This window comes from Vibrio alfacsensis, assembly GCF_019670485.1.
Classification (GTDB): Bacteria; Pseudomonadota; Gammaproteobacteria; order Enterobacterales; family Vibrionaceae; genus Vibrio; species Vibrio alfacsensis.
The window spans coordinates 617,440-635,185 of the sequence record NZ_AP024166.1; the positions used below are offsets into that span (position 1 = coordinate 617,440).

The window sequence follows — 17,746 nt, forward strand, 5'->3', positions numbered from 1 at the left end:
CCAAGAAATCAATGGTAAAGGGTAATTAATCGTTATGTTACGAAATTATCTATTTTTAAGATTTAGTTATTTAATCTATAGCGCTAACTACTTAGCCTCATCACAAGTAAAAAGAAAAACACTAAGTAGGCAGAAAAGATGGTGATAACGGGTAGATATTTTCTCATAGGGCCTCCTCATAAGTGATGTGTTAGTTATCTCACAAGGTTTTCCTAAATTTAATGAATTAGACAAATTCATTATTGCTGTTATTTAATGAACAAATTTGAATTTCTCTAATTCATAGGTTTTATGGTTTGTTGAATAAATAATAGCCCCAGTTAACCAAAACAACTGGAGCGACCATGAAATCTAAACTAGCAGCCATCATCCCAACTCTTTTGATCGGATTATCGAGTTCAACCGTTTTTGCCAACACCGTTCTAGATAAACGCACAATCCCTTTGCCAGTCGGAGTATCAGTTGAGTTCTCTAGCTTAATTGAACAACGAGGAACTCAATTTCCTTTAGACGCTGCAGTACCTACAACAAACGAAGAGTGGCTTAAATTTCAAACGATGTTTGATCAAGCCGGTGTCGAAATCTCTCAACAAGCGTTAGAACGTAGCGGTGCAACTTTTGAAACGAAGCAGATTGCAGGTGTCGATACATTCCTTGTTACGCCAAAAGAGATCGCACCGGAATATAAGGATAAGTGGCTTGTCCACATCCACGGTGGTGCATTTGTCTTTGGCGGTGGTGAGTCTGCAATGCGCGAGGCGATTTGGGTTGCAAACGGTTTAGGAGCTCAAGTTATTTCAATTGATTACCGTCAACCGCCGTTGCATGCATTCCCGGCTGCAATCGATGATGTCGTCGCGGTATGGAAAGAGCTAATTAAGACCCAAGCCCCAGAGGCAACGGCCATGTTTGGCACATCTGCTGGAGGCAATTTAACCTTGGCTTCGACGCTGAAACTCCAACAGCTTGGCTTGCCTACGCCGGGGGCACTGTTTGCAGGAACGCCAGCAGTTGACTTAAAAGAGACGTCAGACACATGGCACACATTGAAAGGGCTTGATCCTCTCGGGCAACGTGAAGGGTTGATTCAAGGGACATTTGAACTGTACGCAAATGGGGAGCCTTTGGATAATCCACTTTTGTCACCAATTAATGCAGAGATCGAGTCTTTCCCACCAACTATTTTTATCTCAGGCACTCGTGACCTACTGCTTAGCGACACCGTTCGTATGCACCGATTATTACGTAGCGCAGACGTCGAGACTCACTTGCATGTTTACGATGGTCAAGCACATGGTGACTATATGAATGGCCTTCTTGTCGATATGCCAGAGTCAGATGATGCACTAAAAGAACTTGGTATATTCTTCGATCAGCACATTAACTCGCGATAGCTCCAGTTTTCAGTTCGGACTAAAAGATTTTAATATCACAAGGACGTGACTCGTTTGATGGAGGCAGCCATGAAACAAGTACGTAAACTATTTTCCTTTTGTACATCGACTTTAATAAAAGCAGTCAGCCATTATTCCGCGCACCAATCTTTGAATGACCATGGTTATTCAATTACACCGATAGAACAGGTAGATGCTCACTTACCGGTAACCCAATCACTAATAAAAAATGACGATGCTCTAAGTGACGAGCAACGGTATTCAGTATGTGAGGAGAAATAATTCGTGCTACATCGTTTTATCAACACTGTGTTAATTTCCTTGCTATTTTTAGGCGCACCGACTCTGAGCGCGAACGATTCGATCAAATTAGCGGACACATCAAGCCCTTTTGATACCATAACGAGTTTTATGGTTGCGTCTGACCTTGTCATTAAACATTGGCAAGATGAAACGCTGCAACAACCTGATGCACAATACGCTTATGCACAAGCTCTGAGAACGATGGATCTTTCTTTGTTACCTAACCGAAGTCGTACCGTCGTGACAATGGAAAGAATCATTTTATTACGGGAACTTATCGATCGATTTAGTTTAGAGGCTCTTGAATCTGCCCCAAGCATCACTCAAGTCAGAGAGAATGATTTGTCTTACTGGCGTCTTGGTAACTCAGATATTGTTATTTCAAAGCAGTTGACTGGGGATAGTGTCGATCAGTTTTTGTTTTCAGCTGCGACAGTTCAGAGCTTACCACGTTGGTATCGTACTTTATCTTCGAATGATTACACTGTGGAACCGAGAAGTGATTACTATCAAGAGTTTTTGGTGAGCCCAGGTCCATTAATATCTAAGCAGTACATACAGGCATTGCCATCTTCATTTAATCAGATGTATGGGGCGTTGCCATTGTGGCAATGGCTAGCGCTGGTGGCCGTTCTCTCTTTATGTAAGGTAATGATCAGGCTTAGTTTTCTGTTTGGCGATCGTTGGAACGAAAAGTGGGAAAGCAAAGGATTAAAGTGGCGAATAGGCAGATTGGTGTCGTTAGTGTCGGTTGTGATTCTATTGTTAGTTACCCGGAAAGTTATTGATGACGGTGTTTGGTTAACAGGGGGCATTTATCAGTTCTTTGCTACCTCTTTCTTAGTCGCACAGTTTGTTTCCGTATCTTGGTTAATCATGGCGATTTTTAACTATTTTGCCGAGATATACGTATTTAATAAACACAATGGGAAGCACGTTGACTCTTCTCTCATTACTGTTCTTGCTCGGATAGTTGGTGGATTGACGATTGCGGTTTTAGGCATATACGTCATTGAATACATGGGATTCTCGATTTCGCCAATACTTGCAGGTTTAGGTGTTGGTGGTTTGGCTGTAGCGCTTGCAATTCGTCCTGTGTTGGAGAATGTAATTAACGGATTGACGTTGTACGCTGATGGAGGGATCAAAATTGGTGAGCTTTGTCGTTATGGTGAAAAGCTTGGAACAATCGAAAGTATCGGGTTGAGGTCGACACGTATCCGAACTTTAGAGCGGTCTTTAATTACGATACCGAACTCAGAGTTCGCCAATATGGAAATTGATAACTTAGAAAGACGCGATAAACGCCGTATGGACCACGTACTTAGGTTACGTTCTGAAATCAGCTTAGAGCAGTTACGAGTATTGATCGTAAATATTCGTCGTTTATTACTCCAACATCCAATGACCGAAGCAGAACCTATTCGTGTGAGGTTAATTGGTATTGGGGAGTACTCAATAAATATTAACATCATGGCGTATATTCGATGTCGAGATAACGAAGAGTTTATGGCGGTTCAGGAAGACATTCTGTTTGCCGCATTAGCGCAGGTAGAAAGTGTTGGGGCGAAAATCGCACACTCCACCCAATACCAGTTGGTGACGAAGCAGGACTCTGATGATGAGGAGCAAAAGAAAAAAGCCTCTCAGGTTGTAGAAAAATGGCATGAAGAAAGGGCGTTTCCGTTTCCTGATTTCAGCTATGAATACAAACATGAAATCAAAGACACTATCTTATACCCCTCAAAAACCTCTTCAGTTCGATAAGCTTCTGGCTTGTTATCTTAAAAAGAGTAGTGATTGTGTTTCGCTACTCTTTTTTTTGTTTAGATAAATCTTAATGCCAAATGGCCTTGTTAGCCTTGTTAGCCTTGTTAGCCTTGTTAGCCTTGTTAGCTATATTTACTATATTACCCATGGCGGCAATCAGGTTGCTCAATGGAATCAAAATAGCTTTGTATTGTTTGGTGTAGGTGCTGGTTAAGCGGAAAGCCGCGCTTAGATTGCAAGTAACCGCCGTTAAGTTGAACTTGGTGCATTTCTTTGGGGAGCGTTGGAAGAGGGTAGCATTGCAATTCAGGTTCATTCACGGTCATAAAGGTGCTACCAAAACACAAGGCATCAGAGCTTTTGATTTTATCAATTAAGACAGAAACACTGTGTGTCGCTAGTGTGACTTTTGCTTGGTATCCTTTAGAGAGATATAGGTCTTCAATTGGTGAACGCTTGGTATTAATACCATCTAGGAGTATTCGAGCGACAGGGATATCATGAATATCTTCCCAGTCTTGACCGTGGCTTAATATTGGGTGGTCTTTGCGTGCGACAAGGCTAACTTTGATGTCTTGAAGTTTATGTAGATAGATATCTTGTGGCATTGGCATACCTTCAAAATGAATGAGGTAATCAATATTTCCACTAAGGATGTCTAGTAAACTTTGTTCTTGCCAGTACAGCATCTTAAAGTTTGCTTTAGGAAGCGCTTCTCTAAGTGCGCTAAATACCCCGTCACCAAATTGTTCGAGTAAAAAAACGTTCATTGCAATGGTCACTTCGCCTGTAAATTCTAATGGCTCAAAGTGATGGTAAGATTCGACGACTTTCATAAGGGGATTGAGCATTTCATCAGATGCTTCGGCAAGCTTCTCTGCCAGTTCTGATGGTTCAACACCATGCGCTTTACGGATAAAAAGCTGGTCCCCAAATGTTTCTCTTAGTTTTGCTAATCCACGACTCACGCTTGTTTGAGAGATGCCGAGCATATCTGCCGCAGCATGAGTATTTTGAGTTTCGACGACAGCTTTCAGTATTTTAAGAAGATTGAGATCCAAATCTTTTAAATCAAGCATAACCCCTCACTGCAATAAATAGAAATCGTGCTTATTAGCATATGCGAATCGTAGACAAACTCAATGATTCATTTTGTAAGCAATGAATAATAAAAGTTGGTGATATATCGATAAGGTAGTCACTGAAACTAGATTGGGAGCACTATGTAAGGAGTGAGGGGCTATTTGTTTGGATTAAATGATGACAAATGGATAGTGATAAAATTAATCGAGCTGCCAATAAGGCAGCTCGAAATAGTTAGAAAGTATGTTTAAATGAAAACAAGGATAAGTTATCGCCATCGTCGTAATGGTAACTGTAGACAAACGCGCTCGAATTATCAATTTGATATCCAACTTCAGCACTGTAATCCCAGTCTCTCCATTTAGAACGATCGCCATTTTTCTCATTTATGTGGCTAAAGCTATAAGTGTATTCAGGGGTAACACCAAGCCAAATATTGTTGTTAACTTTATAAGTCATATCAAGTTCTGCGGTGGTGTAATAAACGCTACTGCTCATTTGTTGATGTTTAAAGTTACCGACCGACAGTTTAGGAGTAAACGTGACATGTTTATTCATCTCTTTGACTTTATAAGCGCTGAATGCAAAGTCATTAGCGCGTAAGTCTGTAGAATCATAGGCCGTGTCGTACAGGTATTCAAAGCTGAAACCAAGCTGGTTGTTGTGTTTCAGGTCAATGCCTAGTTCATGAGTGTCAAAATTATTACTGCCGCCATAGCTCCCCATAAAACTCCAATCTGCATTAATAGGTTTAGCGTATTGGACACCAACATCGAAATCATTGCTGCCATACCCCAAGTTAAAACCGGTGTAATGTTGTGATGAATCAGAGAAATCAATATTGCTGTTAGCAAAAACAACAGGTGTGGTAATAAGTGATACTAGTAATATGGTTGATTTATTTAATCTCATAAATAAAACCTCATCTTTCGTTTTATGATGGGGTTATTTTATTTGTATGTAACTTGATAATCTATGAATTGCAGTGATTCAAATTTGCATTAATCATGAAGTTGTTTCGTAATTTTTATAATATTAAAAAAATACCTCAACGACGGTTCGGTGAGGTATTAAAATTAGGATTGGGTTGTTCTTATCGTCAGGGTTTATTTAAATTACCTAGTTTGCTGACTTATAGTAGCTGATTTATTTCTAGGACAATTTCTTCAATGCCCAAAGTGAAGAACTGTACGCCCATACAAATAAGAAGAAAACCCATGATACGTGTAAATGCGTCGATTCCGTTTTGGCCGAGTGCTTTGAGCAAAGGGTAAGCCATGGTTAATGTAAAGGTCGCAATTAATGTAACCACAGCAAGCCCAGCAACGACGCCACCATAAACGCTCATGATACTATCATGACTTTCGTAGGTTGCGATTTGAGCGGCCAAACTGATGATCATTGCCATGGAACCTGGACCACAAAGCGAGGGAATAGTAAGAGGGACTAAGGCGATTGAATCTTGCCCTGGGCTGTTTGACTCACTTTGTGTTTTCGGAAATAGCATGTTAAAGCCAATCACCAAAATAATAATGCCGCCGCCCAAACGTAAGCTCGGTATAGAGATACTGAATAACTCTAAGACAGACGCGCCAATAAAAAAGGTGATACAAAGGGCGATAAACAAGTAGACACCGGCGGACTTTGCCTGCGATATCATGTAACTTCTGTCCCGACCTTTACTCAGCCCCAATAAAATCGTGGCAGCGGAGGGTGGGTTCATAATGGGTAACAAACCTAACACAGTCAGCGTCATGTAAGTCACGAAAGTTTCTATATGCATAGTGTCACCTGTTGTTAAGGTTATAAGAGAAATGTTTGAGCAAGATAAAGAACGCAAAAGAACGAAATAGCATCGGTTAATGTGGTTAACACCGGGCTAGAGAGCATGGCAGGATCAAGCTTGTATCGCTTTAAAAGCAACGGTAAAGCGCCACCAATCATCACGGCAAGTGTCGATGACAACGCGTAAGCTAACCCGATGTATATCGGCAGTTGTGTATATTCATTGCCATGCGTAAGGAATATGAGAAGCGCAAGCACAGCACCTATTAGCAGGCCGTTGATAGCGCCAATCGGTAACTCTTTCAACACGACATAAACGAGATTCTTCGCTGATATCTGGCCAGTAGATAGCTCTCGAATAGAAACTGCGACAGCCTGATTGCCTGCTGCTCCGGATAGGTTTGCGACTAAGGGTAATATGGCAGCTAGGACGGCAATCTGCTCGATGATCGGCTCATAGACGGCAATAATCGATACAGCGGCATAGCTTAACGCAACAGATGGCAACAGGAATGCAAGTCTGCGCAGATTACGTTTAATGGTTGCCATGGACCGAAATTCATCTCCACCGAACACGCCTGCCTGTTCTAATAGCTGCTGTTTTGATCGTTGATACAATGCTTCATTAAGATGCTTAAAACCGACGACGCCAATCTGAAACCCAAGTTTATCGATTACTGGTATAACCGAGTGCAATGTTGTATCCAGCGCACTTTTCACCGTGTTTAGATCGGAATTCGCCAAGATAGTCGGTATGCTCTTATCAATATGGTCAATGAGAGGGACGGCAGTTGGCAGAGTCAGGACGTCACGGATCTTTAATCCACCGATCAGGTGGCCGTTATCATCCTGAACATAAACGTAACGCCATTCTATTCTGTCTAGATTTCTTTCTTCAGTGTTTAGCATCGTACACAACGTATCGATCGTTGCATTAGCACCGACTTTCAGTACTTCATTTTTACAAATCCCTCCAGCTGAGTAAGCGGCGTAGTTCAGTGCGGCCCGTTCTTCGTTCTCCCATGCTTCGGGTAGTGATAATCTTAACTGTGCTTGTAAATCGTTTGGTAACTCTTTGATAAGCAATCGACGGTCTGCCGAATGTATGTATTGAAACAAGCAGACGGTTGTATTCGTCGCGAGTTGGCTCATCAAACTGACCAGCTCTGAGTTGGAAAAATGGTCGAGTAAGTTCGCCGCCAAACTTGAGTCTATATCCGTCAGCATTTCCCACAGTGTAATACGTTCTTCATTTGTGAGTTTGTGGAAAATGGAGGCAAGTTGTTGAGACTCAGCCTGACTAATCAGCTTGTGTAGTTTCTTTGAACTATCGTTTGAAAGACTTTCACAAATTTGGAAATACAAGCTTTGAGTCATGTGATCCGGAAAAGGTACGCTTATAAAGGTCATAATATTGGCCTTACAATTCAGTTATGGCTTGATACCAGAGTGTTATTCTTGAGTATTTAAGTCACTTTTATTTATGGCTAAACGGATAAAGAGAGCGATCGTCGCGGTGATCATCAAAAGCAAACTCCCCACTAAAAACCATTTTGTTAGTAATTCTTGATACTGTTCGACAACAGGATGTCTCATTACCCATCTACCAACGAAGAGCAACGTGATTACCCAGGTTAGAGAGCTTGTAAAGCTGATCACTACCGTTCGCCAAAAGCTGAGTTGAGCGACGCCCATCAACATTGGTGTGAGTACCCGAACGAAAGGAACGAATCTCGAGATAAACAGCGACAAGAAACCGTATTTATTCAGTAGTAAACGTGTTTTCGGAAGTGCATCTTTTGGCAGTGTCTGTTCGGCTTTGTGCATGAATTTTGAATTGTGTAGCCAACGCCCTTGGAGATACGCAATCACGCTACCTACAAATGCGCAAAGGGAGAGGACTGCCAATGCACTTGAAAACTCGAGTGCACCTAACCCTACAAGACCACCAACAAACAGCACCAAGCCGTCTCCCGGCAACGGCAAAAAGACAAAGCTTGACTCCAAGAATAGAACTACGCCGAGTAGCAGCAGTAAAATGTACAGGGAATTGATTTCCAGAAGTGCATCGAAATCCTGTGACCAAATTGCGCTAAGAATATCTTGCATAACGTTCTCCAATTTATCTGGGCCTTGGCGTGCGAGCGCCAAAGCCCTTTTTGATGCTTAATCAAACATTAAAATGATGTAAGCGAAGAATAGAATTAGGTGCGTTGCGCCATTCAGTGAGTTGGTTCTGCCGTTACTGAAACTCACACTGGTCATGAGAAGTGTCGCGCCAAGCAAAACCATTTCGGCAGGAGCAAGGCCTAAACGAATTGGCTCGTTCATTACACCAGATATTAAGAGAACCGCTGGAACAGTCAGTGCGATCGTCGCAAGTACCGAACCAAAAAAGAGGTTCATTGCTCGCTGAAGTTGATTGGTTACGGCTGCTTTAACTGCGCCCACGGCCTCTGGAGCAAGAATGATTAACGCTACGACAAGTCCACCTAATGCCGCTGGAGCGCCCATGACAGTGATGCCATCATTGATTGGAATCGCAAGGCTTTTTGCAAGTAATATGACCACGACGAGATAGCTGACCAGCATGATGGTGTGGAACGCATTGCTATGAAGTGGTCCATGGTGATCGTGACTGTCCTCGTTATCCGCATCGATAAAGTAACTGGTATGGCTTCGTGTCTGCACAAAGAGGAACACGGCATAGAGCGCAATCGAAGCGAGCACCAATGTCCACGTTAAGCTAGTCGACATGTTTCCGAAAGCATCTGTACTGGTGAAGTTAGGCAGCACCAAACAAAGTAGAGCCAATGGAATAATTGCCACCAAGTAGGCCTTGATGCCATCTAAATTGTAGGTTTGAGTGTGATACTTCAATCCACCAATCAATAATGTGATACCTACAAAGCCATTGAGGACCGCCATGACAACCGCAAACATTGTGTCTCTAGCGAGGTAAGGGTTTGAATCACCGGTCAGCATAACGGATGAAACCATAATAACTTCCAGCAATACAACGGAGAGCGTAAGAATGAGTGTTCCGTAAGGGTCCCCTAGTTTGATGGCAAGAGCATCAGAGTGGCGCACAACAGAGAAGATTGCGACCATCACCACGTAGAACAGAACACCGGTTGTCAGGACGTAGGAAATTGGCGCTAAACCACCAGTCAGTAGGTTGTCGCCAATGAGCTTAAAAAACAATACGGCGAGGATACCCAAAGGCAATTTGTATTCTTGTTTGAGTAAGTTGAGCATATAGAGCCTTTATTACGTTGCCGAAGGCTCGTTATATTCCTTTAACGAGGAAGTATCGGATGAATACTGCAATTCCTCTGCGGTAAAACAATGTGGTAACGATAAAGGCTATGAAATTATGTTGAAATGGTTTAGAGAAATTCATATCTGCATCAACAATTATGAATTTCTCAAATTCGTATCATTGAAACACAAAAACTCAATAATAAAGGGGTAAAACAACACTTACTGAGGAAATAACCATGGAACGTGCCATTTACTTAAATGATAGAAAATACCGAATTTGTGATATCGGGGAAGGGGAATGCACTTTGATCGTTACCTATTCTGATGATGTCGAATCATTGTTTTATAGCTATAGCCATTTGTACTTAGATTTGGAGCGAGTACTGGTGGTGGATGTTTCATACTGTTGGGGCAAGAGGCTAGAAGAACTGACTACGGCAGAATGTGAATTATTGGCCAAAGATATTCAATTACTCGCCGATGTTTATTGGCTTGATGAGGTAAAAGTAGTTACTGAAAACAACAATGAATACCTAAATAACAGCCTGTTCAATAAGTTTTATTTTCGAAAACTAAGCAGTTTAAATGCGTAATAATGGCTAATTAGAATAGGATGCGGACTTTTTCTCTATCAACCTGAAAAACATGGATAAACCAAAGCAAATCAAGAAGTAAATAAAGCCGACAATCAACCAGATCTCGAAAATGTAACCTGATGAGTTCGCCATTTCTGTGCCAACAAAAGTCATCTCTTGAATAGATATTAGCGATACGATAGAGGTATCTTTGACTAACGAGATGGTTTGACCTGCGAGTGCCGGAGTGATCGCTTTTAGGACTTGTGGCGCAATGACAAAGCGGTATTTAACCCAACGTGATAAACCTAACGAGTCTGCCGCTTCCCACTGACCTTTGTCGATACTCTGCAAGCCCGCACGCACAACTTCTGCAATGTAAGCAGAAGAGAGTAAACCGACACATAACACGCCGGATGCGAGGTTTTCCCAAAGGTTAGCAGGACCAAATAAGAACAGTTGAACGGTGTTAGGCTCGCCACGATAGTTACGTAACAGATCTTCTAATCCAAGCAGGGGTATTAATTGGTTGGAAATAAAGAAATAGAAAATGAACACAAACACCAACGGTGGGATGTTTCTCACCAATTGGATAAATGCGTTAGCTGGTGTGCGTAACCAAGCAGAATCAGAAAAACGCGCTAACCCAAGCAACGTACCCAATACCAAAGCAAAGGTGATGCCCCAAAGGCTTAAGCGTAATGTCGATATCAAGCCTTGGAAAAAGTAAGGTAACCCGCCGTCCGCTCTTGGTGTAAACAGCAAATCGATGGCGTCTTTCCAGTGCCAGATGTAGTTTACGCCAACGGTAGAACGATGATAGAGCCAAACCCCAACTAACGCACAGATGGCGAGCAATACCCAATCGAGTAGGTTAAAACGACTTAAGAAAAAGCCTGATTTTGCTTTGGTTGGTGCAACGCGAGTGGTGGTTTGTCCGCTCAAGGTTTAACTCCGGAATTTTAATTATGGCGACTTATAAAAAAGATAGCCGACCCGCAATACGAGTCGGATGTTTTAATTATTACGACACCGTTAGCTAGTGTGACTGTAAAGGTTATTGACCTTGTGCAACTTGGTCTTGCCAATCGAGTGTTGAGAACCAGTACTCGTAACGCTCATCTAGCCAACCGTCTTGGGTGCGAGCTTCAATCCACTTATTAAAGAAGGCTTTTTTGTCTTCCTCTCCTAAGCGAACTGCAAACGCTTCGTTGCCTTTTGATAGGCGCTCAGTGAACGGAATAAACAGTTTGTCTGCGTGCTTGATCGCCTCATGTTCTGGTTTAGGGCTGGATGCAATGACCGCGTGAGCATTGCCGTTCAGAACTTCTTGGAATGCTTGAGCGTCGTCATCAAATTGAAGGATTTTCGCTTTAGGGAATGTCTCACGTGCGACTTGCACTGTGAACGCACCGCGGCGAGCGGCAATTTTCACACGGCGAGAATCAAAGTCTGAAAACTCGCTAAAGCCAGCTGCCAGTTCTTTGTTTGCTGCTACTTGAACACCGGAGTGTGAATACGGCTCTGTAAACAGCACGCTTTTGGAACGCTCAGGTGTGATTGACATACCACCGATGATGACATCAAACTTCTTAGCAAGTAGCGCAGGGATGATACCGTCCCATGCAGTTGGTACGAACTCGACCTTTAAGCCCGTATCCGCAGCGAGACGTTTTGCTACATCGATTTCAAATCCAATCAATTCACCTTGTTTGTTACGCATGGCCCAAGGTACGAATGTCGACATACCAACGCGAAGCGTGCCGCGCTCTTTAATTTGGTCCACATTTGGGGTTGTTGCGTCTTCTTGTGCAAGCGAGGGTAACGCAATCGCTAACCCTAATAATGCGGTGATGGTCGCTTTGAATAACTTCATGTTATCTCCTTATAATTTGCGCCAACTGGCTCCTAGTTTATGTTCCAGCCAAGCGGATAAACCAGATAGTGATAATGTGAGAGCAAGATAGATTGCTGCCACGCTAAACCAAATTTCAAACGGCATCGCCGTCTCAGATACAATGTTTCTCGCTTCTGTCGTCAGGTCGAAAATTGCCATCACGCTGACGATAGAAGAGTTTTTAATTAGTGACACGACTTCGTTTGTCAGTGGTGGCAAGGTGCGTTGCAACACTTGAGGAAGAATCACATCTTTGTAGGCATAAAAAGGAGATAATCCCAAAGTCTTTGCTGCTTCGAGCTGACCTTTAGGGATGCTATTTAAACCCGCGCGTAAAATTTCGGCCGTATATGCGCCTTGAAATAATGATAGCGCCAACACGGCGGTGCTGAAGCGGTCTAAACCGATCACAGGGCCAAATACAAAATAAAGCAAATAGATTTGTACAAGCAGTGGGGTATTACGAATGAGTTCAACATAGGCGGTGCCAATTGCGTTACCTACTTTTGAGTCGCTTAGTCGTAAAAGCGCCGTCACTAGACCGATGACTAAGGTGAACAAGAGGCTTATCGCAGAGATTTTTAAGGTGACGATTAATCCGTCAATCAATTCAGCGGGCCACCATTCGCCATCTTCATAAAAAGCAATGTAGTCTGGTACTCGCTCCCATTGCCATTGATACCCCATAGCTTGAGCACCAGAATCGAGCACCCACACAATAGCAACCAAGAGGATGGCAATTTGTAACATTGCTTGTAGGACGGGTTTGATGATTCGAATTACCATAGGTTAGTAACTCAAAATTTGGTTAAGAAATGCTTGTGTCCGCGGATGTTGTGGTGTCTCAAACAGCGCGATTGGCGAGTTCATTTCAATGATTTCCCCCTCATCCATAAACACGACTCGGTTTGCGACTTTTTTTGCAAATCCCATCTCGTGTGTGACACAAATCATCGTCATTCCACTTTGTGCAAGCTCAACCATGACATCGAGCACTTCGTTGATCATTTCTGGGTCAAGTGCTGAAGTTGGCTCATCGAACAGCAGGAGGTCGGGTTCCATACAAAGTGAACGAGCAATCGCGACACGTTGCTGCTGACCACCTGAAAGTTGAATAGGGTACTTGTTAGCTTGCTCCTCAATATTGACGCGTTTGAGATAATGCATTGCTCTTTTTTCGGCTTCTGCTTTCGAAAGTTTTAATGTGCGTATGGGAGCGAGAGTGAGGTTCTCTAATACAGTGAGGTGTGGAAACAAATGAAAGTGTTGAAACACCATGCCAATCTTACCTGGTTTTTGAGCTTTAGCATTGGCCGGTTGTTCGAAGACGCAGAGTTCACCCTCTTGGATAGATTCAAGGTGGTTGATACAACGAATTAGAGTGGACTTCCCAGAACCCGATGGGCCACAAACCACCACGATTTCACCAGCGTGTACGGAAAAATTGATGTCTTTTAGAGCGTGGTATTCACCGTACCACTTGTTCACGTTGCTAAATTCTACAACCGTATTTTTTTCTTTCAAAACTGACAACTTTTATAATAACTTTCTTCTAACAATAACAACTAAATTACCGTATTGCACCTCTAATATAGCGAGTGGCTTAAAAAAAGCGTTTATTGATAATAAGTTAACCAAATACGTGGATTTGAACGCTATCGGTATAAGGCAGCACCGTATAAATGATACACGATGCTGCTGGTACAAAGCTTGTCAGTATTAAGCGACCGCTAAGTCCAAAATCTTACGGCTGTTATCCAGATCGATCGCTTGATTTTCACCCAGAACCGTCATGCCATGTTTATTTAATTGGTCAATCACTGCATTGATCGCAGTTTCACGATCATCGCCGTAGTTCTCAAGTTGTGTTGCAACCCCAAGTTGATGGTAGAACGCTTCAATCGCTTCAATTGTGCGTTCCGCCAAATCTTCTCCCTCGGCTAAGCCAAATACGTTGCGGCCCATTTGTTCAAGTTTTGGTCGCTTGAACTGCATTTGATTACGAAGTAGTGATGGTTGAATGATGGCTAGTGAACGTGCGTGGTCTACGTGCCATAGTGCAGTCAGTTCGTGGCCAATCATGTGCGTCGCCCAGTCTTGAGGAACGCCGCTACCGATTAGACCGTTCAATGCTTGGTTTGCTGTCCACATTAGGTTCGCACGCCATTGGTCATTATCGCGCTCCGCGAACTGATCACCCAATACTTTTAGGTTTTTAAGTAGCGCTTCTGCGTAACCGTCTTGAACCATTGCGCCAGTTGGCAGCGTTAGGTATTGCTCACATACGTGTACCCACGCATCAACCAGACCGTTGATAAGCTGACGCTCAGGTAGCGTTTTCATTACGTCTGGATCAAGTACGGCAAATTTCGGCTGAACAGCAGGCGCTAGAAATGCCAATTTGTCTTGGGTTTCTTTCTTAGTGATAACTGCGCCCATGTTGGATTCAGAACCTGTGGCAGGCAAAGTAAGAATCGCAGCAAGCGGCGTTGCTACTGTTACTTGATGTTTGCCTACCATGATATCCCAACCGTCACCGTCGTATTTTGCAGATGCTGCAACGTACTTAGAACCATCGATAACTGAACCACCACCAACAGCTAGGATAAAGTCAACGTTTTGCTCTTTTACGATAGCAACCGCTTTATCTAGTGTCTCTTTTGTTGGGTTTGGCTCTACACCTGAAAACTCAAGCCAGTCACGACCTTCGAGCGCTTGAGTCACTTGATCATAAACACCGTTGCTCTTGATAGAACCACCGCCATAGATGACTAGGACTTTTTGATCGGCTGGGATTGCGTCTTTAATTGCCGCGATTTGGCCTTGGCCGAAGAAAATTTGAGTTGGGTTGACGTATGAAAAGTTCATTATTAGACCTCTTGCTTCCGTTGTGAGGATTGTGAATACATGCATATTAGTATGCATTTATGGCCTTTAGTAGGTCGATTTCTGTAATTTTATTGCCTATTTCTACAAGTTTGGGGTGGAGGTGCTGGAACAGTAGCCGAATATAGAAGTATAGTGCGCAAGGACGCATTGATAAATCGTATTGATAAAAAGAGAGCGACACCGATGACACTTGCAGAATTGATGCAGCAATACGCGATAAAAGCGAAGATGAACGATTTAGAGGGAATAAGAGAAACGGCCATTGAAGGGGTTTGGTTTTACCGCAGCAGCCAAGGGAATCGTAGACAGCCATTTGTTTATCAATCCGGCATCATTGTGTTAGGCCAGGGCAACAAGAATATTCATATAGGGCAAACGCCCGTTCGTTATGGGCCAGATGACTATTTAGTGGTTGGTGTCCCAATGCCTCTAGAGTGCGAAGCCATCGCGACGAATAATGAGCCATTGCTTGGTATTTCGATTGATATTTCCCCAGCATTGTTACACAAACTCGTAAAAAAATTAGAAGCAAGCCGATTTAAAAACGTGTGTGAGGAGGCCTCTCAATGTGGTTTGAAGTCGGTGAAAATGAATGATGCCATGCTTGATGCCTGTAAGCGCTTAATGATCGCATTGTGTAATGAGCTTGATGTTGTAATGCTTGGTGAACTATTACTCGAAGAGATCGTCTATCGAGCGCTTGTCAGTGACTCAGGTCATGTATTGTTTGAGTTGGCGTATCAAGAGGGCGCTTATGCTAGAGTTGCGAAAGCATTAAACCGAGTTCATCAGGAATATCATGAGCAACTAAACGTGCAAGAACTTGCCGAAGAAGCCAATATGAGTATTTCCGCTTTCCATCAAGCTTTTCGCAATGTCACACTTGAATCTCCTTTGCAGTACATAAAAAAAGTAAGATTAAACAAAGCGCGAGAACTGATTCAGATCGAGGGTAGAAGAGTTAACGATGCCGCGCGTCTTGTTGGTTATAGCAGCCCTTCTCAATTTAGTCGCGAATATAAACGACATTTTAATGAGACGCCGCGCGCTGCAAAGTTATGAACCGTAGACTGTAAAGCGTGTATTTTGTGTTTGTGGCGAAAGGGAGGTAGAGAGCCCGTTGCCACAATTGCGCATGAAAGCGCGCAATCGAAATCGCGCGATTTAGTTTCTTGTGGATTGCTGATGACGTTAAGCCGTTATCTGGAAGCGAGGATCAAAACTCATACCCCTCAGGGATAACAACAATTCCTTTTTCTGACACATGAAATCGTTTCGCATCGTCAACTTTATTGAGACCAATTTTAGTATGTGGTGGAATCCGTACATGCTTGTCGATGATACAATCGACCAGTTGACAGTTTTCACCAACCTCAACATTGTCAAACAAGATACTGTTGACTATTGTCGCACTGTCTTGAATACGCACATTTGCTGCGATGATAGAGTGTTGTACGGAACCTCCGGAATTGATGACGCCATTCGCGATGATAGAGTTAATGAATATGCCCTCATTTCCGGTTGCGGATGATACGGTTCTCGCTGGTGGAAATTGCGCTTCATATGTTCTAATGCCCCAATTTGGTTGATAAAGATTCATAGGGGGGACCGGCTCTAACAAATCCATATTTGCTTCATAAAAAGAATCAATGGTTCCCACATCTCGCCAATAACAGTCTTTATCAACTCGTCCTTTGCTGCCGCAAAACTTGTATGCGTACACGGATTCCGTGTCGATGAGTTTCGGAATAATGTCTTTACCAAAGTCGTGGCTAGAATCTTCTAATTTCGAATCTTCTTCAAGTGCTTGTTTTAGTGCTTCCATATCAAAAATGTAGATACCCATTGAAGCCAAACTCTTTGATGGGTCATCAGCAAGCGTTGGTGGTTGGCTAGGCTTTTCGATGAATGAATAAACTAATCCATTTTCGTGAGCACCCATAACACCGAATGCAGAAGCGTCTTCAACAGGCACATCCATGCAGGCGACGGTGAGCTTGGCACCATTTTCTTTATGCTCTTCAAGCATCGCCGCATAATCCATTCGATAGATATGATCGCCAGAAAGAACAACAACGTACTTTGCTTCATTGCGAGTGAGTAGCCACATGTTGTGATAAATCGCATCTGCCGTGCCTTCGTACCATGCACCACCTTTGCGCATTTGGGGTGGGACAGCGGTAATGTATTCACCAAGTTCGGGATTGAAAATTGACCAACCGTCTCTTAGGTGTTTTTGCAACGAATGTGACTTGTATTGAGTAAGAACTAAGATTTTCCTTAAACCTGAATGAAGACAATTCGTTAGTGTGAAATCAATAATACGATACTTCCCGCCAAACGGTACTGCAGGTTTTGCGCGGTCATCAGTCAGAGGGCTAAGTCTCGAGCCCATCCCTCCTGCTAAAATTACAGCGAGTGCATCTTGCATAATATTCCCTTTTATTTTTCGTGCGCCTTTCTAAGAAGCTAAATAGCTTGAGGAGTAGCCAACTGCCTGCCTACGACTGACGCTGTTAAATGTCCATGACGTTTATAAACATTAGTACAAGAATCGAGCCAGCGAATTTAGTCAATAAATTCAATAGTTTTAAGGTTTATGGATTGTTCTTTTGCACTATGTTAGAGCGAGAGTGCAATTTTGATGCACCATGTTGGGGAGATCAGAGGAGCGCAACATAAGCGCTCTTAAATTTACAATGTAAAGTGTTTTATAAACAATGAATTATTAAATATAGGTTTTGACTTTTTTGGGAGAAATAGGAGCTGATGGCTCCTATTTTTTT

16 protein-coding genes are annotated in these 17,746 nt (G+C 42.9%); 4 read left to right on the top strand and 12 right to left on the bottom strand.

Features of this window, described 5'->3' with window-relative positions; translation table 11 throughout:
- The first annotated feature begins 344 nt into the window (after positions 1-344).
- Together VA249_RS17215 and VA249_RS17220 are read left to right on the top strand one after the other, a co-directional pair.
- Positions 345-1,394, top strand: a complete 1,050-nt coding sequence (locus tag VA249_RS17215) for an alpha/beta hydrolase (RefSeq protein WP_221071938.1) — start codon at positions 345-347, stop codon at positions 1,392-1,394.
- 285 nt (positions 1,395-1,679) lie between these two features.
- The gene (locus VA249_RS17220) at positions 1,680-3,464 is read left to right on the top strand and encodes a mechanosensitive ion channel family protein (protein ID WP_225927150.1); all 1,785 of its coding nucleotides are present in this window, start codon (positions 1,680-1,682) and stop codon (positions 3,462-3,464) included.
- A gap of 143 nt (positions 3,465-3,607) precedes the next feature.
- On the opposite strand, the gene VA249_RS17225 is transcribed toward VA249_RS17220, so the two are convergent.
- The 6 genes from VA249_RS17225 to VA249_RS17250 form a co-directional block, all read right to left on the bottom strand.
- On the bottom strand, positions 3,608-4,546 hold the full coding sequence (locus VA249_RS17225; RefSeq protein ID WP_221071939.1) for a LysR family transcriptional regulator: 939 nt from the start codon (positions 4,544-4,546) through the stop codon (positions 3,608-3,610).
- Positions 4,547-4,784: 238 nt separating this feature from the next.
- A complete protein-coding gene (locus tag VA249_RS17230) occupies positions 4,785-5,462 on the bottom strand; it encodes a hypothetical protein (protein ID WP_221071940.1) in 678 nt (225 codons plus the stop codon).
- Between the two features lie 220 nt (positions 5,463-5,682).
- Positions 5,683-6,333 (bottom strand): MarC family NAAT transporter, encoded by a 651-nt coding sequence (locus VA249_RS17235; protein WP_211917382.1) that lies wholly within the window; start codon positions 6,331-6,333, stop codon positions 5,683-5,685.
- Between the two features lie 20 nt (positions 6,334-6,353).
- Positions 6,354-7,745, bottom strand: coding sequence for a magnesium transporter (locus tag VA249_RS17240; protein WP_221071941.1), 1,392 nt, complete (start codon positions 7,743-7,745; stop codon positions 6,354-6,356).
- A 42-nt stretch (positions 7,746-7,787) separates the two neighbouring features.
- Positions 7,788-8,444, bottom strand: coding sequence for a DedA family protein (locus tag VA249_RS17245; RefSeq protein WP_221071942.1), 657 nt, complete (start codon positions 8,442-8,444; stop codon positions 7,788-7,790).
- Between the two features lie 57 nt (positions 8,445-8,501).
- The gene (locus VA249_RS17250; protein ID WP_221071945.1) at positions 8,502-9,593 is read right to left on the bottom strand and encodes a calcium:cation antiporter; all 1,092 of its coding nucleotides are present in this window, start codon (positions 9,591-9,593) and stop codon (positions 8,502-8,504) included.
- A gap of 242 nt (positions 9,594-9,835) precedes the next feature.
- On the opposite strand from VA249_RS17250, the gene VA249_RS17255 reads away from it, so the two are divergent.
- On the top strand, positions 9,836-10,192 hold the full coding sequence (locus VA249_RS17255) for a hypothetical protein (RefSeq protein ID WP_221071947.1): 357 nt from the start codon (positions 9,836-9,838) through the stop codon (positions 10,190-10,192).
- 6 nt (positions 10,193-10,198) lie between these two features.
- Here VA249_RS17255 and VA249_RS17260 read toward each other — a convergent pair whose 3' ends face one another.
- The 5 genes from VA249_RS17260 to VA249_RS17280 all read right to left on the bottom strand — a co-directional run bounded on the left by VA249_RS17260 (position 10,199) and on the right by VA249_RS17280 (position 14,939).
- Positions 10,199-11,119 carry an amino acid ABC transporter permease gene (locus VA249_RS17260; protein WP_221071949.1) on the bottom strand — a complete coding sequence of 307 codons (921 nt, stop codon included), beginning with the start codon at positions 11,117-11,119 and terminating at the stop codon, positions 10,199-10,201.
- Between the two features lie 112 nt (positions 11,120-11,231).
- Positions 11,232-12,050: a transporter substrate-binding domain-containing protein gene (locus tag VA249_RS17265; protein ID WP_128812865.1), complete on the bottom strand. Its 819-nt coding sequence runs from the start codon at positions 12,048-12,050 to the stop codon at positions 11,232-11,234.
- Between the two features lie 9 nt (positions 12,051-12,059).
- The gene (locus VA249_RS17270) at positions 12,060-12,857 is read right to left on the bottom strand and encodes an amino acid ABC transporter permease (RefSeq protein WP_221071952.1); all 798 of its coding nucleotides are present in this window, start codon (positions 12,855-12,857) and stop codon (positions 12,060-12,062) included.
- A gap of 3 nt (positions 12,858-12,860) precedes the next feature.
- Positions 12,861-13,595: an amino acid ABC transporter ATP-binding protein gene (locus VA249_RS17275; protein WP_128812867.1), complete on the bottom strand. Its 735-nt coding sequence runs from the start codon at positions 13,593-13,595 to the stop codon at positions 12,861-12,863.
- Between the two features lie 195 nt (positions 13,596-13,790).
- Positions 13,791-14,939, bottom strand: coding sequence for an iron-containing alcohol dehydrogenase (locus VA249_RS17280; RefSeq protein ID WP_221071953.1), 1,149 nt, complete (start codon positions 14,937-14,939; stop codon positions 13,791-13,793).
- Positions 14,940-15,143: 204 nt separating this feature from the next.
- Here VA249_RS17280 and VA249_RS17285 point away from each other — a divergent pair, with 204 nt between their 5' ends.
- Positions 15,144-16,022 carry an AraC family transcriptional regulator gene (locus VA249_RS17285; RefSeq protein ID WP_221071955.1) on the top strand — a complete coding sequence of 293 codons (879 nt, stop codon included), beginning with the start codon at positions 15,144-15,146 and terminating at the stop codon, positions 16,020-16,022.
- Between the two features lie 154 nt (positions 16,023-16,176).
- Here VA249_RS17285 and glgC read toward each other — a convergent pair whose 3' ends face one another.
- Positions 16,177-17,391 (bottom strand): glucose-1-phosphate adenylyltransferase, encoded by a 1,215-nt coding sequence (gene glgC, locus VA249_RS17290; protein WP_221071957.1) that lies wholly within the window; start codon positions 17,389-17,391, stop codon positions 16,177-16,179.
- Between the last annotated feature and the right edge of the window lie 355 nt (positions 17,392-17,746).